This window comes from Pseudoglutamicibacter cumminsii (assembly GCF_016907775.1).
Lineage (GTDB): Bacteria > Actinomycetota > Actinomycetes > Actinomycetales > Micrococcaceae > Pseudoglutamicibacter > Pseudoglutamicibacter cumminsii.
The window spans coordinates 69,354-95,685 of the sequence record NZ_JAFBCO010000001.1; the positions used below are offsets into that span (position 1 = coordinate 69,354).

19 protein-coding genes are annotated in these 26,332 nt (G+C 60.3%); 11 read left to right on the plus strand and 8 right to left on the minus strand.

The features are described 5' to 3' along the window. Positions 1-280 precede the first annotated feature (280 nt). From JOD50_RS00305 to JOD50_RS00320, 4 genes are all read left to right on the plus strand, one after another. A complete protein-coding gene (locus JOD50_RS00305) occupies positions 281-1,774 on the plus strand; it encodes a leucyl aminopeptidase (RefSeq protein ID WP_338051953.1) in 1,494 nt (497 codons plus the stop codon). A 243-nt stretch (positions 1,775-2,017) separates the two neighbouring features. Then, positions 2,018-3,394, plus strand: a complete 1,377-nt coding sequence (gene lpdA / locus JOD50_RS00310) for a dihydrolipoyl dehydrogenase (protein WP_204879978.1) — start codon at positions 2,018-2,020, stop codon at positions 3,392-3,394. Positions 3,395-3,599: 205 nt separating this feature from the next. Further along, positions 3,600-5,399 (plus strand): 2-oxoglutarate dehydrogenase, E2 component, dihydrolipoamide succinyltransferase, encoded by a 1,800-nt coding sequence (gene sucB, locus JOD50_RS00315; RefSeq protein WP_204879979.1) that lies wholly within the window; start codon positions 3,600-3,602, stop codon positions 5,397-5,399. A gap of 142 nt (positions 5,400-5,541) precedes the next feature. After that, complete coding sequence (locus JOD50_RS00320; RefSeq protein ID WP_101629594.1) at positions 5,542-5,892, plus strand: hypothetical protein; 351 nt, start codon at positions 5,542-5,544, stop codon at positions 5,890-5,892. Positions 5,893-5,895: 3 nt separating this feature from the next. Here the strand turns inward: JOD50_RS00320 and JOD50_RS00325 are convergent, their stop codons facing one another. Next, positions 5,896-7,434: a protein kinase domain-containing protein gene (locus JOD50_RS00325; protein ID WP_101629595.1), complete on the minus strand. Its 1,539-nt coding sequence runs from the start codon at positions 7,432-7,434 to the stop codon at positions 5,896-5,898. A gap of 212 nt (positions 7,435-7,646) precedes the next feature. Between JOD50_RS00325 and lipB the strand changes: the two genes are divergently transcribed. The 4 genes from lipB (at position 7,647) to JOD50_RS00345 (ending at position 11,022) form a co-directional block, all read left to right on the plus strand. Then, positions 7,647-8,342, plus strand: a complete 696-nt coding sequence (gene lipB, locus JOD50_RS00330) for a lipoyl(octanoyl) transferase LipB (protein WP_101629596.1) — start codon at positions 7,647-7,649, stop codon at positions 8,340-8,342. Then, a complete protein-coding gene (gene lipA, locus JOD50_RS00335; protein ID WP_204879980.1) occupies positions 8,339-9,337 on the plus strand; it encodes a lipoyl synthase in 999 nt (332 codons plus the stop codon). Before lipB ends, lipA begins: the two co-directional genes overlap by 4 nt. A 28-nt stretch (positions 9,338-9,365) precedes the next feature. Further along, positions 9,366-10,139 carry a hypothetical protein gene (locus JOD50_RS00340; RefSeq protein WP_204879981.1) on the plus strand — a complete coding sequence of 258 codons (774 nt, stop codon included), beginning with the start codon at positions 9,366-9,368 and terminating at the stop codon, positions 10,137-10,139. A gap of 97 nt (positions 10,140-10,236) precedes the next feature. Next, positions 10,237-11,022: a DUF4191 domain-containing protein gene (locus JOD50_RS00345; RefSeq protein WP_204879982.1), complete on the plus strand. Its 786-nt coding sequence runs from the start codon at positions 10,237-10,239 to the stop codon at positions 11,020-11,022. A gap of 83 nt (positions 11,023-11,105) precedes the next feature. On the opposite strand, the gene JOD50_RS00350 is transcribed toward JOD50_RS00345, so the two are convergent. Next, positions 11,106-11,612 carry an RDD family protein gene (locus JOD50_RS00350; RefSeq protein ID WP_204879983.1) on the minus strand — a complete coding sequence of 169 codons (507 nt, stop codon included), beginning with the start codon at positions 11,610-11,612 and terminating at the stop codon, positions 11,106-11,108. A gap of 225 nt (positions 11,613-11,837) precedes the next feature. On the opposite strand from JOD50_RS00350, the gene glnA (JOD50_RS00355) reads away from it, so the two are divergent. After that, positions 11,838-13,262, plus strand: a complete 1,425-nt coding sequence (gene glnA / locus JOD50_RS00355; protein ID WP_109303313.1) for a type I glutamate--ammonia ligase — start codon at positions 11,838-11,840, stop codon at positions 13,260-13,262. A gap of 112 nt (positions 13,263-13,374) precedes the next feature. Here the strand turns inward: glnA (JOD50_RS00355) and JOD50_RS00360 are convergent, their stop codons facing one another. From JOD50_RS00360 to JOD50_RS00370, 3 genes are all read right to left on the minus strand, one after another. Continuing rightward, positions 13,375-16,458: a bifunctional [glutamine synthetase] adenylyltransferase/[glutamine synthetase]-adenylyl-L-tyrosine phosphorylase gene (locus tag JOD50_RS00360; RefSeq protein WP_204879984.1), complete on the minus strand. Its 3,084-nt coding sequence runs from the start codon at positions 16,456-16,458 to the stop codon at positions 13,375-13,377. A 22-nt stretch (positions 16,459-16,480) separates the two neighbouring features. Continuing rightward, entirely contained in the window at positions 16,481-17,821 is a 1,341-nt protein-coding gene (gene glnA / locus JOD50_RS00365) for a type I glutamate--ammonia ligase (RefSeq protein ID WP_204879985.1), read from the minus strand. 99 nt (positions 17,822-17,920) lie between these two features. Further along, complete coding sequence (locus JOD50_RS00370) at positions 17,921-18,103, minus strand: hypothetical protein (RefSeq protein ID WP_101629603.1); 183 nt, start codon at positions 18,101-18,103, stop codon at positions 17,921-17,923. 130 nt (positions 18,104-18,233) lie between these two features. Between JOD50_RS00370 and map the strand changes: the two genes are divergently transcribed. Continuing rightward, positions 18,234-19,133, plus strand: a complete 900-nt coding sequence (map, locus tag JOD50_RS00375; protein WP_204879986.1) for a type I methionyl aminopeptidase — start codon at positions 18,234-18,236, stop codon at positions 19,131-19,133. A 285-nt stretch (positions 19,134-19,418) separates the two neighbouring features. Then, positions 19,419-20,369 (plus strand): dienelactone hydrolase family protein, encoded by a 951-nt coding sequence (locus JOD50_RS00380; RefSeq protein ID WP_204879987.1) that lies wholly within the window; start codon positions 19,419-19,421, stop codon positions 20,367-20,369. A gap of 169 nt (positions 20,370-20,538) precedes the next feature. On the opposite strand, the gene nrdR is transcribed toward JOD50_RS00380, so the two are convergent. The 3 genes from nrdR to dnaE form a co-directional block, all read right to left on the minus strand. Further along, the gene (gene nrdR / locus JOD50_RS00385; RefSeq protein WP_101629606.1) at positions 20,539-21,027 is read right to left on the minus strand and encodes a transcriptional regulator NrdR; all 489 of its coding nucleotides are present in this window, start codon (positions 21,025-21,027) and stop codon (positions 20,539-20,541) included. Between the two features lie 196 nt (positions 21,028-21,223). Further along, the gene (gene hisD, locus JOD50_RS00390; protein WP_204879988.1) at positions 21,224-22,570 is read right to left on the minus strand and encodes a histidinol dehydrogenase; all 1,347 of its coding nucleotides are present in this window, start codon (positions 22,568-22,570) and stop codon (positions 21,224-21,226) included. A gap of 114 nt (positions 22,571-22,684) precedes the next feature. Continuing rightward, positions 22,685-26,248, minus strand: a complete 3,564-nt coding sequence (gene dnaE / locus JOD50_RS00395) for a DNA polymerase III subunit alpha (RefSeq protein WP_204879989.1) — start codon at positions 26,246-26,248, stop codon at positions 22,685-22,687. Positions 26,249-26,332 lie beyond the last annotated feature (84 nt).

Genomic DNA, 26,332 nt, shown 5'->3' on the forward strand with positions numbered 1-26,332 from the left:
GTCAGACGCTCCTTCCATGCCGCTTGATCGCGTATTGCCGCTCCGCTCACACGTGTAACTGCTTCTATAACACAGTTAGAACACCATTTGTTCCCGTCCGTTCCGCAGCTTGATCCGGTCTGTTCCACAGTTTTGTCCAGTCCGTTCCACAGAGGGTGCGCATATGCTTGGAGATAGTGGCCTCGCTCACGCGCGGCTGTATCGCGGCCGATATTCTTCGGCCTCTTCGATTCGTACAAGTTCGATTCGTACTCGATTAGTACAAGGAGATTTCACGCCAGTGCACGCCATTGATGAATTCACCCTTTCCGTCATTGCCCCTGACGAGTCCGGCCTCAAGCCTGACGCAACCGTTTGGGTTGCACGCGCTGAGAACGATGCGGCAGTAGTTCTCGGTGACGCTCCAGAGGGTCTCGCTGAAGCTCTTGAAGGCTTGGCTTTTGGCGCCGATGCCGGCCAGATCGCGCAGGTTCCGGGCGCGGGCGACAACGGATCGCTCGCCGTCGTTGTGGGCTTGGGTTCGGTTGTTGACCCAACGCCAGAAGATCTGCGCCGTGCAGCAGGCGTTGCAACCCGCGCCCTCGCTGGCCGTGAAACCGCGCTGCTGCGCTTCCCAACTGAAGAGCCAGAGCTTTTGAGCGCAACGCTTGAAGGTGCGTCGCTCGGTGCGTGGGCTTTCCGTGCTTACAAGTCCTCCAAGCCAGCCAAGGGCAACCCGCTTGAGCAGGCCGTCGTAGCAACGGGTCTCGCCAAGGACAAAGCAACAAAACAGATCGTTGAGCACGCAGCCATCGTGACCCGCCACGCCAAGCAGGTCCGTGCACTCGTCAACACCTCCCCAGCTGACCTGTTCCCAGAGACCTTCGCAGAATACGCACAGGAGCAGGCCTCCGGAACCAAGGTCAAGGTTGAGGTGTGGGACGAAAAGCGCCTCGCTAAGGAAGGCTTTGGCGGCATCATCGGCGTTGGTCGCGGTTCTGAACGCGGCCCGCGTCTGGTCAAGCTCTCCTACGAGCCATCCAAGAAGGCTAAGCACCTCTCGATCGTCGGTAAGGGCATCACGTTCGACACCGGCGGTATCTCGCTCAAGCCAGCTGGCGGCATGGAAGAAATGAAGTCCGACATGACAGGTGCAGCCACGACTCTACACGCCGTGTTGGCTGCCGCTGAGCTCGGCCTCAACACCCGCGTCACCGGCTGGCTGTGCCTCGCAGAGAACATGCCATCCGGTTCCGCAACCCGCCCAGGCGACGTCCTGACCATGTACAAGGGCACGACCGTCGAGGTCACCAACACCGACGCCGAAGGTCGCTTGGTCCTGGGTGACGGCCTTACCAAGGCCTCGGAAGAAGACCCAGACCTGCTTCTCGACATCGCAACCCTGACCGGTGCGCAGCTCGTTGCGTTGGGTGCCCGCACCGCAGGCATCATGGGCGACGACGAAGCCACCGCCGCGATCGAGGCCGCGGCAGAAACCACCGGCGAACTGCTGTGGAGCATGCCGATCCCAGAAGAGATCCGCAAGGACCTCGACTCCGTGACCGCAGACCTGCGCAACTCGGGCGACCGCAACGGCGGCATGCTGAAGGCCGCTGCATTCCTGCGCGAATTCGTTGGCACCAAGGACGACGACAACAAGCCAACCTGGGGCCACATCGACATCGCAGGTCCGTCCTTCAACAACAGCGCACCGTGGGGCCACACTCCAAAGGAAGGCACCGGCTACGCACTGCGCACGCTCGTTGAAGTCGCAGCCAACCTCGGCGACAACTAAAACACATGCCCTAGCCAAAAGCTGAGGGCTTAGACAACCGAACAACGCAGAGGGCCTGGCGGCCACAACCCGCCGAAACCAGTCTGGGAACGGTCTGGCAACGGCACAAAATCGGCTCATGATCGTCTAGAAATCGGCTCATTGCTGATTTCGACGGCCGCCAGGCCCTCTGCTGTCCACAAACCCGCCCGCAGGGGCTAACATAAAGAGAAGCATCTCAACACCGACCTAAGGGAGCATTCCGTGGCCGAATCGGCAACGACAGAATTTGACGTGTTGGTCCTCGGCGGAGGTTCCGCCGGCTACTCAGCGGCTCTTCGCTCCGCACAGCTGGGCATGAAGGTTGGCCTGGTTGAGCGCAGCAAGCTGGGCGGCACCTGCCTGCACACCGGCTGTATTCCAACCAAGGCGTACCTGCACTCCGCAGAGCTCGCAGACGAAGCACGCACCGCATCCAAGTACGGAGTCAACACGACTCTTGACTCCATCGACATGGCTGCCGTCAAGAAGAACAAAGACACCATCGTCCAGGGCAAGTTCCGTGGCTTGTCCGGCCTGATCAAGATGCGCAAGATCGAGGTCATCGAAGGTGAAGGTAAGCTCACCGGCCCTGACACCGTGACTGTGGACGGCACCGAGTACAAGGGCAAGAACATCGTCCTGGCTACCGGTTCCAAGACCAAGACCATGGGCATCGACATCACCGGCCGAGTCATCACCTCGACCGAAGCCCTCGAAATGGACTACCTGCCTGAGTCCGCGATCGTTCTCGGCGGCGGTGTCATCGGCGTCGAGTTCGCATCCATGTGGAACTCCTTCGGCGTTGACGTGACCGTCGTTGAAGGCCTGCCATCGCTGGTTCCAAACGAGGACCCATCGATCATCAAGGTCCTTGAGCGCGAGTTCAAGAAGAAGGGCATCAAGTCCAAGACCGGCGTCTTCTTCGAAGAAGTCACCCAGGACAACGACAAGGCAACCGTGAAGCTTGCCGACGGCACCTCGCTCGAAGCAGACCTCGTGCTGGTCGCTGTTGGTCGCGCACCTGTCACCGAAGGCTTCGGCTACGAAGAGCAGGGCATCGAAGTTGACCGCGGCTTCGTCATCACGAACGAGCGTCTCCACACCGGCGTGGGCAACATCTACGCGATCGGCGACATCGTCCCAGGCGTTCAGCTCGCACACCGCGGCTACCAGCACGGCATCTTCGTCGCAGAAGAGATCGCTGGCAAGAACCCGGTCATCGTTGAAGACATCAACATTCCGAAGGTCACCTTCTGCGAGCCAGAGATCATGTCCGTGGGCTACTCGCAGCCAAAGGCTGAAGAGAAGTTCGGTAAGGACAACATCGAGGTCGCTGAATACAACCTCGCCGGCAACGGTAAGTCCTCGATCCTCGGCACCGGCGGCATCGTCAAGATGATCCGCGTCAAGGAAGGCCCGATCGTAGGCGTCACCGGCATCGGCGGCCGCTTCGGCGAGCAGATCGGTGAGGCACAGCTGATTGTGAACTGGGAAGCATACCCAGAAGACGTCGCACACCTCGTCCACGCCCACCCAACCCAGAATGAGTCCCTGGGCGAGGTTGCTCTGGCACTGGCCGGCAAGCCTCTCCACGGCTAACTCTTATCGATAAGCCGCCGGTGAGTTCGAACACATGAGCACATCGCAGGTGCGTTCGAGCTCGCCGGCGTCTTAGGCTTATACGTAATAGCGTTATCACTACAAGCATTAACGGCCCGGGGACATCACAGTTTCTTGGGTAACGTGAGGAAGACAGCTCCGCCGGTTGCAGAATTAGCGGGGCAAAGAACAGGAGTGAGTTCCGATGTCTGAGACCGTGAACCTGCCCGAACTGGGCGAATCAGTTACCGAAGGAACCGTGACCCGCTGGCTCAAGTCCGTCGGCGATTCGGTAGAAGTCGACGAACCGTTGGTGGAAGTGTCCACCGATAAGGTCGACACCGAAATCCCATCGCCTGTCGCCGGCGTCATCGAGGAGATCCTCGTCGACGAAGACGAAGACATCGAAGTTGGCGCTCCGCTGGTCGTCATCGGCGACGGCTCCGGTAGCTCCGATGGTGGCTCTGATGATTCCGCTGACGAAGCTGAAGAGGAAGAAGCCCCAGCTGAAGAGGCTGCCGAAGAGACCGCTGAAGCTGAAGAAAGCCAGGACTCCGGTTCCGAGGAATCGGGTTCTGAGGACTCCGGCGCGTCGGATTCCGGTTCGGACGACTCGGGCGAGAAAACCGAGATCAAGTTGCCTGAGCTCGGCGAATCCGTTACCGAAGGCACCGTGACCCGCTGGCTCAAGGAAGTCGGCGATTCCGTCGATGTTGACGAGCCACTCATCGAGGTTTCGACCGACAAGGTCGACACCGAGGTCCCATCCCCTGTCGCTGGTACTCTGCTTGAGATCAAGGTTGAGGAAGACGAAGACGTCGAGGTCGGCCAGGTCTTGGCTATCGTCGGCTCGGGTTCCGCATCCTCTTCTTCCGAGGCACCAAAGGAAGAGCCGAAGGAAGAAACTAAGGAAGAGGCCCCAGCCGAGGAGCCAACTGAGGAACCGGCTGAAGAGTCCAAGCCAGAGCCAAAGGAAGAGCCTAAGGAAGAGGCTAAGTCGGAGCCTGCTCCAAAGGCAGAGTCCGCATCTGCCGGTGCAGATAAGTCTGCCGCTGGCTACGTGACCCCGATCGTCCGCAAGCTCGCTAACGACAACGGCGTTGACTTGAACTCGATCGAAGGCACCGGCGTTGGAGGCCGCATCCGTAAGCAGGACGTCGAGGCCGCTATTGAGAAGCAGAAGTCCGCTTCCGCTTCCCAGCCAGCTGCCGCATCGGCACCTGCCTCGTCCGCACCAGCTGCGAAGGCGCCTTCGAACGTTCCGTCGCCTGAGGCTCTCAAGGTTCGTGGCACGACCGTCAAGGCTCCACGCATCCGCCAGGTCATCGCTTCCCGCATGCGTGAGTCGCTGGACATCTCGACCCAGCTGACCCAGGTTCAGGAAGTCGACATGACCCGCATCGTCGCGCTGCGCAAGCAGGCTAAGGCCTCCTTCCAGCAGACCCACGGCGTCAACCTGACCTACCTGCCGTTCATCACTAAGGCCGTTACGCACGCTCTGACTCAGATCCCTGCGTTCAACGCCTCCTACGATGAAGAGAAGCAGGAGATCACCTACCACGACGCCGAGCACATCGGCATGGCTGTCGACACTGAGCGCGGCCTGCTGGTACCGGTGATCTCGGATGCTGGCGACTTGTCGCTGGCTGGCGTTGCTAAGAAGATCGCGGAAGCCGCTGACAAGGCACGCACCAACAAGCTCAGCCCGTCTGACTTGTCCGGTTCGACCTTCTCGATCACCAACATCGGTTCGGTTGGCGCGCTGTTCGATACCCCGATCATCAACCAGCCGAACGTCGGCATCTTGGGTACGGGCATCATCGAGAAGCGTCCACGCGTTGTGACCGACGAATTCGGTAACGACGCGATCGCTATCCGCCACATGATGTACCTGTCGCTGACCTACGATCACCGACTGGTTGACGGCGCTGATGCAGGTCGCTTCCTGCAGACCGTCAAGGCGCAGCTCGAGAACGCGGAGTTCGCTTCTGAGCTCGGCCTCTAAGACAGCTGCTCGACGCACATATGCATAGGTCCGGGGCCGCAACCGTGAGGTAGCGGCCCCGGAGCCATGTGCAGCGGATCATCTGCAGCGGACGCTGTAGACACCAGATTTCATTTACGCCCAAAATAACAAGGACCTTTTCATGAACATACTGCAAGATATTCTCTTGGGCCTGCACATGGTTGGCCTCGCCGCGATCGTCGGTGGCTGGCTCACTCATTTCAAGCCAGCAACCGTGACCGTTTGGCAGGTTTACGGCGCGATCATCCAGGTAGTCACCGGCCTCGGCATGTTCGGAACAACGATGGCCTCCGGCGGTCAGATCAACCACATGTGGTTCGGCATCAAGTTCGCACTGGGTCTCATCATCCTGGTCTGCGCGCTCATCGGCTACAGCAAGGCTAAGAAGGGCCAGGAAGTTCCAACTGGTCTAGCCCACGGTGTAGGTGGCCTCGGCTTCCTCACGATCTTCTTCGCCGTATTGGGTCGCTAACCACTACCCTTTCTGCTTGGCCGCAGCTGAGATAGTGTCTATCTTCCAGCTGCGGCCAACGCGTTTAAACCCAACCTCGAGAGCCTCCGTGCGCTCAGGCTCACGCGCCACGACACGTCCGGACTCCGTTTCAACCGTGTGGGCATTCAAAGTCAACTCGACAGTCGCTGTCGCGGATCCAGCGTCCGACTGCCCGGTTCGGATGCCGACGCGTTGCAGGCGCATTTCAACCCCTGAGAACCTGTGCTTCTGAGAACGCATGTTCTCGATCATCGTCCGGTCACTTTTCAGCGCTTCAGCGTGCTCCGTATAGACCTTCTCGAGCGCAACGGCATCACGTCGGTTAAGCGCATCGATCCGTGATTCGAGCTGCCGTTCAACTTCTTTCTCGCTCAGCTTTCCCTGCCGAGATGCTTCAGACGATGGCGGGGACGCCGGGCCAGATTCCTTCACAGACGTTGTAGGTTGCGTTGGTTCATCGATACGTGAAGCCTGAGCCTCACCCTGCGAACGAGGCGAGAGGAAAAGCAGGAGGCTCGCAACCGTGAGCATCCCCAAAACAGCCACAGTGACAATCATGAATTGCGGCGTGACCCTCACCGAGTTCAGCAATGTTCCCAGCAGAAAACGTGGCCGTTCCCGGCCGCGCTTCGAAGCTCTCCTTGATTGTCGCCTCCGGCTCGCAGCCTTCGCTGGGCGATGTTGGGTCAACATCAAGGCCCGACCCTCGGCACGAATCGCTTGATCGATGTTCAGCGGTTCGGGCTCCTGCACAGCTAATACCTCAGCTGCGATGTCAGCAGCCTCCGGCCGCTCCCCCGGATCCGCTGCTAGACAGTCATCGATCAGCTGAGCGAAGCGCTCATCGATGCCCTCCACCAATAGCGGCAACGGTATTCGGCTCTTAGCTTCCCCTGGCGACTCACCCGTCAGAACAAACCATGCGAGCGCACCCCACCCCCACACGTCACGGGACTGCGTTGATTCCTCTTCAACCGGCGCAAACCCGGCCGTCATACTGGTCCCGGGAGCCGCGCCTAATGCGCGGGCATTCCCAGGGTCGATCAACACGGGAGCGCCGTCGGCCCTAAACATGACGTTCTGCGGGCTCACGTCCCCGTGCACCGCCCCGTGGGCGTGAAGATGCGCCAAGGCTTGCGCGATCGGCACGAGCAACGTCACAGCTTCACCTACCGGAAGCACACCGCGCGCTTCCAGAAGGCCTGCCGCGGAACCGCCCGGGACAGCCTCCATAACAAGCTGCCGCGCGTCCTCGGCCTCGAATGTCGGGTCATCAGTTTCCCGAATACCGGACAGTTCCCCTGAATAGATTTTCACGAGGTGCGGATGATCCCAGGCTGCTGGTACGGACTGCGCGCATTCTTGACTCGGTTGCCGACTACGCCGCACGGCTACCGGATGCCCACCTCGAGTTTCAAAATGCACATCCGCTTCCCCGCCTGAGCGCAAATAGCTCCGGATATCACGGCTCACATCCTTCTCCAGAACTTCGGGTTGCTGATCTTCAGGTTCGTAAGGCATCCGACTCTCGCTCCCTCGAGTCACAAAACTCAATACGTGGACGTTCTGAAAATCAGTGTGCAATATTCAGCGCCGCTGCCGCTGAGTTGTCCACAGGTAGCCCTTGCCAGCGCAAATATTCCGTTATTCACAGCAACCTCTTATGGGTGAGCTTTCCCCAACGGCTGTCAACAGAGCACTCTTCATCGCATGCGGACACTATGCTGTTACGCATGGACATCACCGTGCTGCAACCTGGATACGGCTCAGAGGCCGTCGAATATATGGAGGCATGGAGCCTCCAGCAACGCATCCATGACGACGTTGTGGAAGGCAACGCCCAACCAACGTTGATCCTCCTCGAGCACCCGCCAACTTATACGGCCGGCCGTCGCACACAGGACTCCGATCGTCCAACCGACGGAACCCCCGTCATTGACGTCGACCGCGGCGGGCTCCTCACCTGGCACGGTCCCGGCCAGCTTGTGGCCTACCCCATCGTTCCGCTTAAGGACCGCGCCGCCATCAAACCTTTCGTATGGGCGCTTGAAGAGGCCATCATCAAAACTGTGGCCGACTACGGGATCACCGCGCAGCGCGTGGATAAGCGCGCGGGAGTCTGGGTCATCAAGGAAGGCGTGCAAGACGAGAAGATCGCGGCGATCGGCCTGCACATCGAAAACGGTGTCTCGATGCACGGACTCGCGCTCAACGTCAACAACAGCCTAGACCCCTACAACGTGATCGTCCCGTGTGGCATCCAGGATGCCGGAGTCACTACGATGACGTTGCAGACCGGACGGAACATTACAGTGACCGATGTTGTTGAGTCTTTACGTAAGCACCTCCTGGAAGAGCTTGCGCCCGTCATCGCGACCCCAGAAAACTTTTCCGCGAATCAGAACACCAAGGAGAAGACCCGAGCATGAGCGCCCCAGCACCTGAAGGCCGCCGACTTTTGCGCGTCGAGGCACGCAACGCAGCAGTCCCTGTGGACCGGAAGCCTGAGTGGATTCGCGCCGAACTCAACATCGGCCCGGAATACGTCAGCCTCAAGAAAGATGTGCATGCGAAAGGCCTTCACACGGTGTGTGAAGAAGCCGGTTGCCCCAACATCTTTGAATGCTGGGAAGACCGCGAAGCATCGTTCCTGATCGGCGGTTCCCAGTGCACCCGCCGTTGCGACTTCTGCCAGATCGACACCGGTAAGCCACAGCCGCTCGACCCAACCGAGCCTCTCAAGGTTGCAGAATCCATCCGCGAAATGCAGTTGCGTTACGCAACCGTCACGGGTGTTGCACGCGACGACCTCGAAGACGGCGGTGCATGGCTCTACGCCGAGACCGTCCGCAAGGTTCACGAGCTCAACCCGAACACCGGCATCGAGCTTCTCATCCCAGACTTCAACGGCGATCCAGATGCGCTTGACCAGATCGTTGAATCGGCGCCAGAGGTCTACGCGCACAACGTGGAGACCGTTCCACGCATCTTCAAGCGCATCCGCCCGGCTTTCCGTTACGAGCGTTCCCTCGAAGTGATCCGTTACGCGAAGGATCGCGGGCTCATCACCAAGTCCAACCTGATCCTCGGCATGGGTGAAACCCGTGAAGAAATCTCGGAGGCGCTGCGTGACCTGCACGAGGCAGGCACCGACATCATCACGCTGACCCAGTACCTGCGCCCAACGCAGCTTCACTTGCCAGTTGATCGCTGGGTCACCCCAGCGGAGTTCGTTGAGCTCAGCGAAGAAGCAGAAGAGATCGGTTTCGGCGCCGTCATGGCTGGCCCTCTGGTTCGCTCGTCCTACCGTTCGGGCCGTTTGTGGGCACGTGCAATGAAGAACACGGGCCGGGAAATCCCAGCCCACCTCAGCCACATCGACGACAGCGGCTCCGCACGTCAAGAAGCGGCGTCCCTCGTCTAACAGGCCTACCGACGGGGTGGATACAGCCATGCCTCACAAACCGAGAACACAGCGCAAACCGCGGGCAATAATTGCCGCTGCGGTAAGCATGCTCGCCCTCGCAACGTTGAGCGCATGCGGCGACGGCAAGACGCCAGAGCCAAGTGACCCTGCCCCGTCGGTTAGCCCCACCGAAACGACGAGCCCCTCACCAACAGAGGAACCCGATCCAAAAGAACCCGGCACCGACATCGACGCGTGGCCAAACGACCTCACCCCAGTGACTGTGAAAACCCTCAAGGACCCGGTGCTTGAGCACAGCTTCACGGTGAAGCAGGTCCTCGTGAACCCAAAAGGTTTGCCAGATCCGCCTGAGAAAACCGGGTGGCTACTCGCCCAAGTCGAGGTCACTGCAGGGGCTTCCACGATGAACGAGCCACGGTGTTCCTTCATCCAGGTTTCACGAGACTCAAGCTACTCACCGGAAGCCTCCCACCAGGTCATCGCCAACTATGCCGAGGCCCTCAACAACGTTGATGAATACAAAGAACTAGGTATCAGTCCCCTCTCGGTCACTGAATCCAGAACCCCTGTCACGGGTTGGTGCCTGTACCAGGTCAAAAACCTCAACCCGGAGAAACCCGAATCTGAGAAGCCAGAAGGCGTCGATGGCGCATTGCTATGGATGCATGTGCATCGCCCAGCGATGAAAGACCCAGGGAAAAACAGCTTCCCTGAATACGTCGAGTCCGCCAGAATACGCTTCGCCCATGATCAGCCCACACCGGAGGCTGAACAGGACAGTGACCGAACGGGACAGTAGCTAAACAGAACAGTGACTAAGCAGGACAGCGAGCGGTAACGTCCCGTTTCGTCGCTAGCTCCAGCATCCTCAGCTCGACCGTCTAGAATGGTTCATTATGGCCAGACTTGATCAGAACGCCCGCGAACAAATCGCGAAGCTGCGTGAACAACAAAAAGCGGAAAAGCAGGCTCAAAAAGACGCCAAGAAACGTGCGCGTGCCGCAAAGAAAGAGAACGGACGCGGCGGACAGATCCGTGAAATCTTCCGCATGACCCGCGAAGCGAAACCAGCGCTGCCATGGATCATGCTGGGTATCGTGCTCGGTTCGGGTGCGCTTGGTTTCGGTATCGGTTGGTTGCTGAAGAACTGGATCACGTTCCTCATCATCGGCCTCGTCGTCGGCCTCATGCTCGCGATGCTCTACATGTCGCGTAGCGGTGAGAAGGTCGCGTTCCAGAAGATTGAGGGCCGCCCAGGTGCAGCCGGTGCCGCGATGTCGATTCTGCGCCGTGGCTGGATCCTCAAGGAAGAGCCTGTTGCGGTTTCCCCTCGCACTCAGGACCTCGTGTTCATGGCCATTGGTCGTCCTGGTGTAGTTCTGGTCACTGAGGGCCCTAACGGTCGTGTCCGTTCCCTGGTTGAAGGCGTTCGCCGCGACGTCGAGCGTGCAGTTCGCGGCGTTCCGGTAACGATCATCAACGCTGGCTCCGGCAAGAACCAGACCCCTCTGCCTGAGGTCTCCAAGACGATGAAGAGCCTGCCGAAGGCGATTTCACGTCAGGAAGTCCGCGCCGTGGACCAGCGCCTTTCGACTCTGCGTTTGTCCAAGCCGCCGATCCCTAAGGGCATGGACCCTAACCGCCCGCCACGCATGTCGCGCCGTGCGCTCCGCGGTAACTAGTAGCGCTTTTCGTTAGATACGCCGATGGCGGTGGAGATCATGTCTCCACCGCCATCGGCGTCTTTATAGTCAGTTGAGGGCTGTTATTTGCGGACGATGCGACCGCTGGCTCCGCCGCGAACCACTGTCAGCACGAGGCCGCGGAGACGGTCGTGGACACCGCGCTGATCGGCGTCCATCACAACAGGCGGGATCACGAGCAACAGGAGGACGGTGCGGATCAAAGCGTCGAGTGGCGAGATCGGGCTGCCGTCTAAACGCTGAACCTGCAGGCCTAGGATCCAGTGGCCGATCGTGCGACCGAAGATCGTCAACATCACGAGTGTCATCACTGCGAACGCTACGAGGTTAAGCCACGGCAGCACGTCCCGACTGATGAGCCACGAAACACCCATCGCGAGACCCCAGTCGATCAGCAACGCCAAGATACGTGGGCCCATACGGCCCACTGATCCCGGCCCAGACTCTGGGCGGCCGAGTCCCGCACCGGGATATTCGATGTTATGGGTTTGAGGAGGTCCGCTAATCCACGAGCCAATATCGGCTCGTGTGACGCGTGTCTCGCGCTCGTTGTCACGTTTTTGGGCCATGAGCCTCATTCTACGTGGGGAGCCGGCCGAGACTTTTTCTGTACGGCACGCAGTTTCTCAACCAGACAAGAACAGTGCTTCTAAAGAATGCGAACGCAATGCATCTAAAGAAGACGAACACAGCGCAGACAAAAACCAACATGCTTGGGAACTTTTTGACTAAACTAGAACGCAAGGCCCGCCGTATCTCAACGGGCCACACACCATGCCTAGGAGGCTACAGACGTGTTTACGTCACCGGAAGAAGTACTGTCCTTCATCGAAAAAGAGGAGGTGCAGTTCGTCGACATTCGGTTCACTGACTTGCCTGGCATGCAGCACCACTTCAACGTGCCAGCCTCGACGGTCGACGAGGATTTCTTCGTCAACGGCCAGCTGTTCGACGCTTCCTCGATCCGCGGTTTCGAGGGCATCGCTAACTCCGACATGCAGCTTATCCCGGACATCAAGACGGCTTTCGTTGACCCGTTCCGCGCAGCGAAGACCCTCGTCATGACGTTCTCCGTGGTCAACCCTCGTACGGGCGAGCCATACGGCCGTGACCCACGCGGCGTAGCGGAACGCGCCGAGGCCTACCTTGCATCGACCGGCATCGCTGACACGGCTTTCTTCGCATCTGAAGCCGAATTCTTTATCTTCGACGACGTGACCTACTCGACCGAGCCACACAACAGCGGTTTCAGCGTCGACTCCGTCGAAGCCCCATGGAACACCTCCGCGATCGAGGTTGCAGGCAACCTGGGCCATAAGATGCGCCTCAAGGGCGGCTACTTCCCGGTCTCCCCTAACGACAAGCAGGCAGACCTTCGCGACGACATCTCTCTGCGGTTGACCGAGGTTGGCCTGAAGGTCGAGCGTGCGCACCACGAAGTTGGTGCAGCCGGTCAGGCGGAAATCAACTACGAGTTCAACACGCTCGTGCACGCGGCTGACGACCTCATGAAGTTCAAGTACGTCGTCAAGAACGTCGCCGAAGAATGGGGCAAGTCCGCAACCTTCATGCCGAAGCCGCTCCAGAACGACAACGGCTCCGGTATGCACTGCCACCAGTCCCTCTGGAACGACGGCAAGCCACTGTTCTACGACGAGCTCGGCTACGCGAACCTGTCCGACACCGCCCGCTGGTACATCGGCGGCCTGCTACACCACGCATCGGCTGTCATGGCGTTCACCAACCCGACCGTGAACTCCTACCGCCGCCTCGTCAAGGGCTTCGAAGCACCAGTCAACATGGTGTACTCGCAGGGCAACCGCTCGGCCGGCATTCGTATCCCGATCACCGGCTCCAATCCGAAGGCTAAGCGCCTCGAGTTCCGCGCACCTGACGGCTCATCGAACCCATATCTCGCGTTCGCTGCACAGCTCATGGCGGGCTTGGACGGCATCCGCAACCGCATCGAACCGGCAGACCCGATCGATAAGGACCTCTACGAGCTCCCACCAGAGGAAGCCGCAGACATTCAGAAGGCGCCAGAAACCCTCTCCGAGGCGCTCGAGGCGCTGCGTGAGGATCACGAGTTCCTGCTCGCAGGCGACGTGTTCACCGAAGACCTCATCGAAACCTGGATCGAGGACAAGTACGAGAACGAAGTGCGCCCGATGATGGCCGCTGTCACCGCACTGGAATACGAGCTCTACTACTCGCTCTAAGCCGCGGGCTAGCTGAGCACACTAAACCATACAGTCGGAGGGGCTGGGAACCACACGGTTCCCAGCCCCTCCGACTTTGAGCGTTACAGATCAGCTAGGACAGCCGCGACGACTACCGCGGTTGCTCGCCGTAGAACAGTTCCTCGAACACCTGCCGCGAACGCCGCGCGACACGAAGCCACGCTTCTTCCAGCTCCGGTCCGGCGTCTTTACCCCAGCCGATCCACGTCGCGACCGCCGAAATCTCCGAGCGGCTCGACGGGAACGAATCCGACGCCCGCCCCGTGCACGCCATGTTCGCGGCACGCACATCGGTCGCCAGCTTCCACGCCGTCTCGAGGCTCTCGGCGTCCTCCTGGCTAATCAACCCAGCATGATGCCCGGCGCGCAATGCCTCGAGGGTGTTCGTGGTCTGCAAACCCGGGTGCCGCTTAGCGAAACGCAGCTGCATCGATTGAACCAGCCACTCGACATCGCTCAAGCCACCGGGCCCGAGCTTCACGTGCCGTCTCGGGTTCACGCCGCGTGGCAACCGCTCCCCCTCAACCCGAGCCTTGACCCGACGGATCTCCTGAAGCTCTTTATCCGAAAGGCCGTGCTGATACCGCACCGGGTCGATCAGCTCGATGAATTTCTGCCCGACTTCCTCATCGCCAGCAAACGGGCGGGCACGCAGTAACGCCTGACGCTCCCACGTCTCAGCCCACCGCTCGTAATAGTCCGCATAAGACTCCAGCGAACGTACCAACGGCCCGTTCTTGCCCTCGGGACGCAAGTCGACATCGATCTTCAACCGGTGCTCCGCCAGAATCGGAGGCGTCAACGAACCCGACAGCAGATGCCCCAATGCAGAGGCCATTCGGTTGGCTTGCTGCTTCGCCGCTTCCGGGTCAACGCCTTCGACCGGCTCATACACATACATCGCATCCAGATCAGAGCCGTAACCGATCTCAGCACCACCCTGCCGGCCCATCGCAATCACAGCGAACCGAGCCAGCTCACCGTGTTCCGCGACCTCCTGATGCCGGGCAACATGCCACGCGCCCATGACCGCAGCCTGGTCCACGTTTGACAGCGCTCGGCCCAGCTCCTCAACATCGATCAGCCCAGAACCGTGCGCCAACGCAACGCGCAACGTCTCGCGGCGCCGCGCGGTCCGCACCAACTGCATGCCACCGTCGGCGGCGTCCTCATGCCGGTCAAGCTTGGCCGAAACCTGTTTCCACAGCTTCTCCCAGCGGCGAGGCTTCAGATCAGCATCATTGCCCAGCCACGCGGTGGCCTCAGGCGAAACCTCAAGCAGATCGACAACCATGCGCGAGGTCGACAAAATACGGCACAACCGTTCCGCACCCGCCGCAGAATCACGCAGCATCGACATGAACCACGGGGTCGATCCCAAGGAATCCGAAAGCCGCCGGAAACCCAACAGCCCAGCGTCAGGGCTCACGCCGTCCGCAAACCACTCCAACATGACCGGCAACAGGTGCCGTTGCAAAGCCGCGGTACGCGAAATCCCGCCCGTCAGCGCTTCGATGTGGCGCATCGCCTGCTTCGGGTCGGCATAACCCAAAACCTTCAAACGTGCCTCAGCTGCCCCAGGGGTCAGCCGAACCTCGTCGTCTTGCAGGCCAGCTGCCGCGGCCAACAGCGGCCGGAAGAAGATCTTCTGGTGCAAACCTCGCACGCGGTTCTTGATCTTCTTCCACGCCTTGAGCATGTGCTCGGCGGTAGCGACCTGCCGCTCACCGGGCGCCGCAACACCACGCGCAAGCGCCCGCTGCTCGGCCTCCGATTTAGGCATCGCGTGCGTGCGCCGCAACCGCACCAGCTGGATGCGGTGCTCGAGGCTGCGCAGGTAACGGTAGTCCGCACTGAACTGGCGGGCATCATCACGCGAGATATACGCGGCACTCGCCAACGCATCGAGCGCTTCCAGCGTTCCGCGGACCCGCAGGCCATCATCCACACGACCGTGAACCAGCTGTAACAACTGGACTGTGAACTCGACGTCGCGGAGCCCACCCGGGCCGAGCTTGATCTGCCGTTCGACCTCCGCAGGCGGGATGTTGTCGGTGACGCGCTGACGCATCTTCTGCACCGCTTCAACGAAGCCATCGCGGCGGGAAGCCTCCCACACCATGGGCCAGATCGCCTCGATATATTCCGTGCCCAGCGCGGCGTCACCTGCGATGGGCCGCGCCTTGAGCAGTGCTTGGAACTCCCAGTGGTCCGCCCAGCGTTTGTAGTACTGGATGTGTGATGCGAGCGTGCGGGACATCGCGCCGTCTTGGCCTTCAGGCCGCAGGTTCGCGTCTAGCTCCCAGAGGGCCGGTTCTTTGCCGGTAGAACCTACGATGTGCCCCATGGCTTTCGTGAGGCTCGCGGCGATGTCTTCGGCGCGGTCGGCTGTCTGCTCGTCCGTGCCCTCGGCGACGGAGTGCACATAGATCACGTCGACGTCGGAAACATAATTCAGTTCCCTCGCGCCGCACTTGCCCATGCCGATGACCGCGAGCCGGACTTGGGTCACGTCGGTGTCCGGATAGGTGTCGGCGACGTGCCGGTAGGCGATCGCTAGCGCCCCGTCGACGGCGGCTGCGGCTAGGTCTGCAAGCTCAGCGGCAACCATGCGTACCGAGTCCGAGGCCTCATCGGCGCACACATCTTTCATCGCGGTGTCCAGGAGCTCGGCGCGGTAGGCGACCCGAAGCGCGGCTACCGTGGCGTCCTCGGCTGATGCCGCGATGGGGACGTCAGCTTCCGGGTCTGCGCCCACGGCGGTGAGCATTTTGGCGCGCAGACCACTCGGGTCGGATGGATCGTATTCGTTCGGCCGTTCAACGGTGAGCGCATCGGCTTGATCCGGGTGCCGCAGCACGAAGTCCACGAGCGCCTCTGACGCACCTGCGAGCATGAACAGCGGTTGGTTGCAGCTCGGGTCTTGGACGGGGCCGGCGAGCGACGGGATCCGCTCGAGCCAGCGAATCACGTTGAGCAGAGCCATGTCCGGGTCGGCTGTGGCACGCAAAGCCTCGAGCACCGTCACGTGATCGACCTGGGCGAGCTCCTTTGACCTCAGCAGGGTGCGGGCACGCCGCGGGTCGTTGAACCCCGCGGCTCGTACAGCGCGGTCGATCGTGGAGGATGAACCCTCTGTGCTTTTGAGCGATTTTTCGTCTTGCTGGGATGTCATGGATTTCTTCTACAGCACCCTTCTAGAGCATCCCAAGGTAGCGGCGTAGCTCGAACGGGGAGATATCTTGACGGTATTCGTCCCATTCGGCTCGTTTATTGCGGAGGAAAGCGTCGAAAACCCATTCGCCCAGGATGTCGGCGACGAGTTCGGAGTTCTCCATGACGTTGATCGCTTCGTGCAGCGTGGACGGCAGCGGGTCGAGGCCCAGCACGCGGCGTTCACGACTTGTGAGCGAGAAAATGTCTTCTTCGGTTGGGTCACCGAGGTCGTAACGTTCGCGGATGCCTTTGAGCCCGGCGCCCAGGATGCATGCGTAGGCGAGGTACGGGTTGGCGGCGGAGTCGATGCCGCGGTACTCGACGCGGGCGGACTGCCCCTTTTCTGGCTTGTAGAGCGGTACGCGCACGAGGGCGGAACGGTTGTTGTGGCCCCACGAGATGTGGCTTGGCGCTTCTCCCCCGCCCCACAAACGCTTGTACGAGTTCACAAACTGGTTGGTTACCGCGGTGAACTCCGGCGCATGCGTCAGGACGCCTGCGATGAACTGGCGCGCCGTTGTGGAGAGCTGATATTCCTGGCCGCCTTCGAAGAACGCGTTTCGTTCCCCTTCGAACAGCGAGAAGTGCGTGTGCATCCCGGAACCGGGATGGTGTGAGAAAGGTTTCGGCATGAACGTCGCGTAAATGCCCTGCAAGAGCGCTACTTCTTTGATGATGGTGCGGAACGTCATGAGGTTGTCCGCAGTAGCCAGAACGTCGGCGTAGCGCAGGTCGATCTCATTTTGTCCCGGACCGGATTCGTGGTGCGAGAACTCGACGGAGATGCCGACTTCCTCGAGCGAGGTCACGGCTTTGCGGCGGAAGTCCTGGGCGATGCCGCCGGGCACGTGGTCGAAATAGCTCGCCGAATCCACGGGTTGCGGGTGGCCGTTGGCGTCCATCTCGTCGCTACGCAGCAGATAGAACTCAACTTCTGGATGCGTGTAGCACGTGAATCCCATGTCGGCGGCTTCTTCAACCTGCCGCTTCAAAACGTGACGTGGGTCTGCCATCGATGGTTCGCCATCGGGGGTCAGGATGTCACAGAACATGCGGGAGGTCGGTTCGATGTTGCCTCGCCACGGCAGTAGCTGGAACGTCGATGCGTCGGGTTGCAAGAGCATATCGGATTCGAAGATACGGGAGAGACCTTCGATCGAGGAGCCGTCGAAACCGAGGCCCTCACGGAAAGCACCTTCAACTTCCGCAGGCGCGAGCGCGACAGATTTAAGCGAGCCCACGACGTCGGTGAACCACAAACGCACAAAGCGGACGTCGCGTTCCTCGATAGTCCTGAGAACGAAGTCTTGTTGACGGTTCACTCAATGCTCCTTAACAGAGTTGGTTGCGGGGCGGCGTGTATGACTGGCTGGGTGTGCTGGCGACGGGATTGATGCGCGGTGTGCTCGGCTTGCGGCCGCTTAGTCTTCGTCTTCTTCGTCCCACTTGCGGGTGCGTTCCGCAGCGATCTCGTAGGCGCGGGAGGCTTCTTCCGCAGTACGGTACGGTCCCATGCGGTGCGAACCTACAGACTGCGGACCCTTCTCGACCTCGCCGGTTGAGGTGTTGAACCAGTACTCGCCTTCGGGTGCTTTATCAGTCATGGCGGGCCCCTTTCTGTGGGCTTGCTTATTGGCCTGCTTATGGGCTGCTGCCCCATCGTCGGCACAGCATCATTCTTCTCTTCTTCACATTACGCGTTTATGCCTCGCAGGTGGGTCCTAAACTGGGGGCATGACTGATTCTTCTGCTTCATATTCGAAAGCAACCGCCCCTATCGGGACCCTGACTAAGGGCCGCGTATCTCCTTTGCGTAAGGTTCCTGCCGATATTCAGCGTCCGCCTTATGTTGGCAAGCCTGGGCCAGAAAAATGGGAGGGCGGGGATGTTTACTCCCCTGAGGAGGTCGAACGGATTCGCGCGGCGGGACGAATTGCTGCCGATGCGTTGCAGCTGATCGGTGAGACGGTCAAGCCGGGCATGACCACGGATGAAGTGGATGCGATCGGTCACGAATTCCTGGTAAAGAACGGCGCGTATCCTTCGACGCTTGAGTATCAGGGCTTCCCGAAGTCGACGTGCACCTCGCTCAATGAGGTCATTTGCCACGGCATCCCGGATGACACGGTGATCCAGGATGGCGACATCCTCAACGTGGATATCACCGCGTATAAGGACGGCATGCACGGCGATACGAACGCGACGTTCCTTGTGGGCGATGTCGATCAGGAGTCCCGCGATCTGGTTGAGCGCACGCATGAGGCGATGATGCGCGGTATTCGCGCGGTCAAGCCTGGTCGTCAGATCAATGTGATTGGCCGGACGATCGAGGTGTATGCGAAGCGCTTCGGTCTCGGCGTGATTCGTGACTTCACTGGCCATGGTGTTGGCGGTGCGTTCCACTCGGGTTTGATTGTTCCGCATTACGATGCGGCGCCCGCTTATGACACGGAGATGGTGCCTGGTATGGTCATCACGATCGAGCCGATGCTCGCGCTGGGTACTCACCGGTGGGAACAGTGGGATGACGGCTGGACTGTGGTGACCGCTGACCGGAAGCGTACGGCTCAGTTTGAGCACACGTTGGTTGTGACTGAGAATGGCGCAGATATCCTCACGTTGCCGAGCTCTTGAGCTACTGGCGTGTAAACTTCTAAGCGTTTTCATCCGGGGTACCGGACATATAAAGAGGGGGCTTCTCGATGCTATTTAGCATCGAGAAGCCCCCTTTGAGTTTCTTTGAAGCTGATTCGTCGTGCCTGAATCCCAGGAATCGCCATGGCTTTGCTGTGGAGATTTTATGAAAATCTTTCTGGATATTCCCTTAGTGGCGAACTTGGTGTGCGATATGTAACAAGCTTCGCGAGCTTGATGATGATCACTTCCCTTGAGGAACTCCCCTTTGAGGATAGGAACACCATGAAAAAGAACTCCATGCGCAGCATCGCAGCAGTAGCCGCACTCGGCGTCGGCTTGAGCCTCGGCGCACCTGCCGCCAACGCTGCCCCTACGCCAGCCCCAGCCCAGGCGGCCCCGGCCGTCGCATCGAGCCATCTAGCTCCATTTGGCCCAGCGGATCCAGCCAAGCTTCCTAAGCCTAAACCTGGCGAGGTCCACGGCCCAAAGCCAACGGCAGAGATGCTGACCAAGCAGGGCCCTTACGAATACAAGACACAGAAGCTTCCTGTGGATCTGCGCACCGGATTCTATGGCGGCACCCTCTACTACCCTGTCGCTAAGAAGGGCGAGAAGTTCGGCGGCATCGTGACCATGCCTGGCTTCACCGAGCCTGGCATCGCTATGGAGTTCTTCGGCAAGCGTATGGCTTCCCATGGCTTCGTGGTTCTGCGTGCCGAATCCCTCACACCGTTCGATGAGCCGAACGTTCGTTCCCGTGCCGTTGAGAACGCTATGAAGCGATTGACGCGCGGCGATCACAAGGCTAGCGAGATCCTGGATCCGGAGCGTCTGGCGCTGATCGGTCACTCGATGGGTGGCGGCGGCGTTCTGATTGCGGCCGAGCGCAACCCTCAGCTGCGTGCCGTGATTTCGCTGCACCCATGGGCTAAGCGCCCCATCTTCAACGTCAAGGTTCCTGTGATGGTCAACGGCGGTCTGCTGGACTTCGTTGCTGACATGGCTCAGTACACCGGCCCGATCTACGCGGGTATCCAGGGCGCACCGTATAAGGCGCTTCACACGCACCTTGCTGGCACGCACTGGGCTGGCATCGTCGATGATCCTAAGTTGCAGGCCCGCAACCTTGCGTTCCTGAAGTACTTCGTTGACGGCGACACCCGTTACGCGGAGTTCCTTGAGGCTCCAGCTCAGAAGTCGATGACCTTCACCTCGACCACGGGTCCAATCTAAACAAGACTCAAGGTGCATAAGCAGACGCTACGCTTCAGAGGCGTCTGAGATATAAAGAACCGGCGGTGGTTCGGGCTTCCCCTCCCGAACCACCGCCGGAGTTTTATGCGCACATCCGTCACTTGCAGTGTTGCGTTGTGCCCTGGCTTCCAGTGTCCGATGCGCGGGGCTAGGTCGCTGACAGTGTGCGTTGATGTGGTGGCAGAGTTGTTTCAGGGTTTTCGCGTAGCGCTTTGATCGCGTCTTCGAAGTCTTCGAGGGTTTCGAAGCCTTGGTATACCGATGCGAAGCGGAGGTAGGCGACCTGGTCGAGGCGGCGCAACGGGCGCAGGATTGCTAGACCCACTTGGTGCGCGTCGACTTCAGCGCGGCCTTCAGCGCGGATGGTTTCTTCGACTTCCTGCGCGAGCATCGCGAGGTCGTCTTCTGAAACGGGACGACCTTGGCAGGCCTTCGAGACGCCGGAAATGATTTTTGAGCGGCTGAACGGTTCGGCCACGCCGGAGCGCTTGACCACCGAAAGGCTCGCGGTTTCGATCGTTGTAAAGCGGCGACCGCAGGAGCTGCATTGACGGCGGCGACGGATCGAATAGCCGTCTTCGGTTGCGCGGGAGTCAACAACACGCGATTCGGCATGCCTGCAGAACGGACAAAACACGCAGCTGACCTCCCTTTACAACGTCGTCACTCTTTTAACACACGCAACGTGCATCACAATCATAACCGGGCGCCACATGAATCACAAACATGTAATTACTACATCTAGTGACACAACACCCCGACATCCACTACACATAGGGGTCGTCGGCAAAGGTGCTAGTACACCGCTCGCCACAACCAGCCCCGCAATGGGTTCAGATGTCTCGCGCGGTCACGGCCTCGCCGTGAGCCGGAAGGTCCTCTGCCGAAGACAACGCAACAACATGCTCAGCCACCTCGGCGAGCGCCGCGCGGTCATAGCGGATCTCCTGAACGGCTTTCAGGAAGGTTGTGACGTTGAGACCGGATGCGTACCGTGCGGTGCCCATGGTTGGAAGAACGTGATTCGAGCCAGCTACATAGTCGCCCAAGCTCACTGGCGAATATGGCCCGAGGAACACGGCACCGGCTTGGGTGATGAGTTGCGCGTCGGCCTCAGAGTCTTCCGTGAGCAGCTCGAGGTGCTCGGCGGCGTAGTGGTTCGCTGCCGCGATCGCCGCATCGTGGTCGTCAACGAGCACGATGCCGGACTGCGGCCCAGACAGGGCCGTCAGCACGCGCTCGGAGTGCTTGGTGTGATGTGCGCGTTCCCACGTTGCAGAACGAAACACGTCAACGAGCGCTTCGTCCCACGTGATGATAACGCTCGCGGCGTTCGGGTCGTGTTCGGCCTGAGAGATCGCATCAGCTGCCACGATCTTCGGGTCAACCGTGGCATCAGCGACGATCGCGATCTCGGTCGGACCGGCTTCAGAATCGATACCGACCTCACCCTTAACCATGGCCTTCGCGGTGGCCACGAATACGTTACCTGGCCCCGTGATCAGATCGACCGGCTCAAGTGCAGTGTCCAGGCCAGCGTCGGCATCGGCGTCGAGGCCATAGGCCAACGCACCGATCGCTTGCGCGCCACCTACCGCGTAGACCTCATCAACCCCGAGCAGCTGCGCGGCGGCGAGGATGGTTGGATGCGGTAGTCCGGAGCCGTCTTTGGCTGGCGGGCTCACGAGTGCGATCGATCCCACCCCGGCTTCCTGCGCAGGTACAACGTTCATGACGACGGAGGACGGATACACGGCCAGCCCTCCGGGCACATACAGCCCGACGCGGCGAATCGGCTCCCAGCGCATCGTTACGCTGGCGCCAGGGCCGAAGGTGGTTGTGGTAGGGCCTGGTTTGTGGTCGGCAGCGAAGGTGCGGGCGCGTTCGATCGCGACTTCGAGGCCACGGCGAACATCCGCATCGAGCCCTTCAAGCGCTTCAGCCAGCGCGGCTGCTGGCACGCGCAGGGACGGCACTGCAACGCCGTCGAACTGTTCGGTCAACGCGGTCACGGCGGTCGCCCCGCCTTCACGGACCATCTTGAGGATGTTTGCGACAACGTTCTGATGCTCGGTGCTCGTGCTCGCTTGCAGGCGTGGCAAGCCTGCGCGGAGGGCGGCGTCGTCGGCGCCACGCAGGTCGATCAGCGGGAGGACATCAGTTTCTGCTACGTTGCTCACTCTTCCAGTCTAGGAGCCGCGGCTCGCCAAACCGCCATGCGTCACAGCATGTGACAAGGTAGCTCAGCGTCACAGCATGGGACGAGGCAGCTCAGCGACCTACGCGAGCGCGACCTAGACGAGGCAGTCCGGCCCGAGCAGCACTTTGAGGTCGCCGAAAAGTGCTGCGTTCGGGGTGACCGCGTATTGCGCTCCGAGGCTCATGGTCTCGATGGTCGAACTGCCGATGAGCCTGATGCGCACCTCGGACTTGCCCGGGTGGGTGCGCAGGACGTCACCAAGCTGCCGCACGATGGGTTCGGTCGCTTGGTGCGTTGGGATCTGGACCAGGAGCGGCCCTGCCCCGCCGTCTGCGGTGATGTCTGGGATCTTGAGCTCTTGCGCAGAGATCGAGATCGCCCCGTCGTCGCGGCGCTGGAAGCGTCCCTTGACGGTCACGATGAGGTCTTCGGCGAGCAGGGTCGCGATCGGCTGATACGCCTGCCCAAAGAACATGACTTCGATCGAGCCGGAGAGGTCTTCGATCTCGCATTTCGCGTACGGATTACCGGAGTTCTTGGCAACGCGGCGTTCGAGGTTTGTGATCATGCCCGCGATCGTGACGGTGTGACCGTCTTGCGGACCGCGGTCGGACACGACCTGGGCGATCGGCATGTCGGCTAGCCTGCCGAGCGCATCCCCTAGCCCCTGGAGCGGGTGGTCGGAGACGTAGAGGCCCAACATTTCACGTTCGAGGCTGAGCTTTTCCTTCTTATCCCATTCCGGGATGTCCGGGATTTCAACGTCGAGCGCGTTCGCGAGGCTTTCGTCCCCGGACATGCTGAACAGGTCGAACTGGTGCGCGGCCTCGTGCCGTTTGAGGGCCATCGCTTGGTCCACAGCGTCTTCGTGGATAGCGGTGAGCGCACGACGATGGTGGCCCAGCTCGTCGAATGCGCCGGATTTGATGAGGGATTCGATGGTGCGCTTGTTGAGCGCTTGTGGGCCGACTTTGTTGAGGAAGTCGGAGAAGGATTCGAAGCGTCCCTTTTCTTCGCGGGCTTCAACGATAGCTTCGACGACGTGGGCGCCGACGTTGCGAACCGCTCCGAGACCGAAGCGAATGTCTTTGCCGACTGGAGCGAAGTTGTTTTGGGATTCGTTGACGTCCGGCTGCAGAACCTTGATGCCCATGCGGTGGCATTCGTTGAGGTAGAGCGCCATCTTGTCTTTATCGGTTCCGACCGAGGTCAGAAGCGCGGCCATGTATTCGGCCGGATAGTTGGCTTTGAAATACGCGGTCCAGTAGGAAACGAGGCCATAGGCGGCCGAGTGCGCCTTGTTGAACGCGTAGTCGGAGAACGGGAGCAGGATGTTCCACAGGGAAGTGATCGCTTCTTCGGAGAAGCCACGCTCAACCATGCCGTCGTGGAAGCCCTGATACTGGCGGTCCAGCTCTTCTTTCTTCTTTTTACCCATCGCGCGGCGCAAAAGGTCTGCCTGGCCAAGCGAATAGCCGGCGACTTTCTGTGCGATCGCCATAACCTGCTCCTGGTAGACGATCAGACCGTACGTCGTATCCAGGATTTCGGCGAGCGGTTCAGCGAGCTCAGGGTGGATCGGGGTGATCTCCTGCTGACCGTTTTTACGCAGCGCGTAGTTCGTGTGGGAGTTAGCGCCCATCGGGCCCGGACGGTACAGCGCGATGACAGCGGAGATGTCTTCGAAGTTGTCCGGGCGCATGAGGCGCAGTAGCGAGCGCATCGGGCCACCATCGAGCTGGAACACGCCGAGGGTGTCGCCGCGAGCCAGGAGTTCGTATGCGGCGGGATCGTTGGTTTCGAGACGTTCGAGGTCCGGGATCTCTCCCCCGTTGAGACGGATGTTCTCGACCGCGTCAGAAATGATCGTGAGGTTACGCAGGCCCAAGAAGTCCATCTTGATGAGGCCGAGCGATTCACAAATCGGGTAGTCCCATTGGGTGATGACCTGGCCGTCCTGGAGGCGACGCATGATCGGGACGACGTCGATGATCGGGTCAGAGGACATGATGACGCCGGCCGCGTGAACACCCCATTGGCGCTTGAGGCCTTCGAGGCCCTTCGCGGTTTCGAAGACCTTGCGGGCTTCGGGGTCGGTCTCGAGCAGTTCGCGGAACTCGCCAGCTTCGCCGTAGCGCGGGGCGTCAGGGTTTTCGACGTCCCACAACGAAATGTCTTTAGCCATGACGGCTGGCGGCAGCGCCTTAGTCAGGGTCTCACCCATCGCGAACGGGTGGCCGAGCACGCGGGACGCGTCCTTGAGTGCCTGCTTGGTTTTGATCGAACCGTACGTCACGATCATCGAGACCTTGTCGGCCCCGTACTTCTCGATCACGTACTGGATGGTTTCGCCGCGGCGACGATCGTCAAAGTCGACGTCGAAGTCCGGCATCGAAACACGTTCTGGGTTGAGGAAGCGTTCAAAGATCAGGCCGTGTTCGAGCGGATCGAGGTCCGTAATACGTAGCGCGTACGCGACCATCGAGCCGGCACCTGAACCACGCCCAGGGCCGACGCGGATGTCGTTGTCTTTGGACCAGTTGATGAAGTCCGCAACCACGAGGAAGTAGCCCGGGAAGCCCATGCGTTCAATAACGTCGAGCTCGTATTCGGCCTGCTTTTGGGATTCCTCCGGGATGCCGTCCGGGTAACGGTAGTGCAGGCCACGCTGCACTTCCTTGACGAGCCACGTGCTCTCCGTCTCCCCTTCAGGCACGGGAAACTCCGGCATGTATTTACCGATCGATGCCTCGAAATCGACCTTGCACCGCTCAGCGATCAGCAACGTGTTATCGCATGCTTCAGGCAGTTCCTTGAACAGTTCACGCATCTCGCGTGGGGACTTCAAGTAGTAGCTGCTGCCGTTGAAAGCGAAGCGCTTACCGCCCTGATCGTAGGACGGCTCGAGCAGCGTTGAACCGGACTGGATTGCCAAAAGCGCTTCGTGCGCCTTCGCGTCTTCTTCGTGCGTGTAGTGCAGGTCGTTGGTCGCAACGAGCGGCAGGTTGAGGTCTTTCGCGATGCGCATGAGGTCGCCGCGCACCCGATGCTCGATCTCAAGCTCGTGGTCCATGAGCTCGAGGAAGTAGTTGCCCTCGCCGAAGATGTCTTTGTATTCGCCTGCGGCACGCAGCGCCTCGTCGTATTGGCCTAGGCGCAAGCGGGTCTGGATCTCACCGGAAGGGCAGCCGGTGGTTGCGATGACGCCCTTGGAGTGTTGCGAAATGAGTTCGCGGTCGAGGCGCGGCCAGCGCGAAAAGACCTGGTCGAGCGATGCCTTGGACACCGCTTGGTTGAGATTGTGCCAGCCTTCGTTGTTCTCGGCCCACAGGGTCATGTGGGTGTAGGCGCCACCACCGGAGACGTCGTCGCCTTTTTGGTCGCGTGTGCCCCACTGCACGCGTGTGCGGTCGGAGCGGGCGGTCCCGGGGGTCACATACGCTTCAACACCCAGGATGGGGTTGATGCCTTTGTCTTTAGCTTTCCGATAGAAATCGTAGGCACCGAAAAGGTACCCGTGATCGGTGATCGCCATCGAATCCATGCCCAAGCGTTGGGCTTCATCGAAAAGGTCAGCGACACGGGCCGCACCGTCCAGCATCGAGTACTCGGTGTGGGTGTGCAGGTGAACAAAACCATCGTCAAGACTTCCAGCCACATGACCATGTTAGCCAGCCGCGCCGTCGGCGTGGATGATGCCGTGGGCGGCGTGGCCTGCACGGAGTCACGGATATGGAAGCAC

Excerpts from the sequence above, each read along its gene's own strand:
- sucB (WP_204879979.1), top strand. The coding sequence starts at position 3,600 with ATGTCTGAGACCGTGAACCTGCCCGAACTGGGCGAATCAGTTACCGAA.
- JOD50_RS00320 (WP_101629594.1), top strand. The coding sequence starts at position 5,542 with ATGAACATACTGCAAGATATTCTCTTGGGCCTGCACATGGTTGGCCTC.
- JOD50_RS00325 (WP_101629595.1), bottom strand. The coding sequence starts at position 7,434 with ATGCCTTACGAACCTGAAGATCAGCAACCCGAAGTTCTGGAGAAGGAT.
- lipB (WP_101629596.1), top strand. The coding sequence starts at position 7,647 with ATGGACATCACCGTGCTGCAACCTGGATACGGCTCAGAGGCCGTCGAA.
- lipA (WP_204879980.1), top strand. The coding sequence starts at position 8,339 with ATGAGCGCCCCAGCACCTGAAGGCCGCCGACTTTTGCGCGTCGAGGCA.
- JOD50_RS00340 (WP_204879981.1), top strand. The coding sequence starts at position 9,366 with ATGCCTCACAAACCGAGAACACAGCGCAAACCGCGGGCAATAATTGCC.
- JOD50_RS00345 (WP_204879982.1), top strand. The coding sequence starts at position 10,237 with ATGGCCAGACTTGATCAGAACGCCCGCGAACAAATCGCGAAGCTGCGT.
- JOD50_RS00350 (WP_204879983.1), bottom strand. The coding sequence starts at position 11,612 with ATGGCCCAAAAACGTGACAACGAGCGCGAGACACGCGTCACACGAGCC.
- JOD50_RS00360 (WP_204879984.1), bottom strand. The coding sequence starts at position 16,458 with ATGACATCCCAGCAAGACGAAAAATCGCTCAAAAGCACAGAGGGTTCA.
- JOD50_RS00370 (WP_101629603.1), bottom strand. The coding sequence starts at position 18,103 with ATGACTGATAAAGCACCCGAAGGCGAGTACTGGTTCAACACCTCAACC.
- map (WP_204879986.1), top strand. The coding sequence starts at position 18,234 with ATGACTGATTCTTCTGCTTCATATTCGAAAGCAACCGCCCCTATCGGG.
- JOD50_RS00380 (WP_204879987.1), top strand. The coding sequence starts at position 19,419 with ATGAAAAAGAACTCCATGCGCAGCATCGCAGCAGTAGCCGCACTCGGC.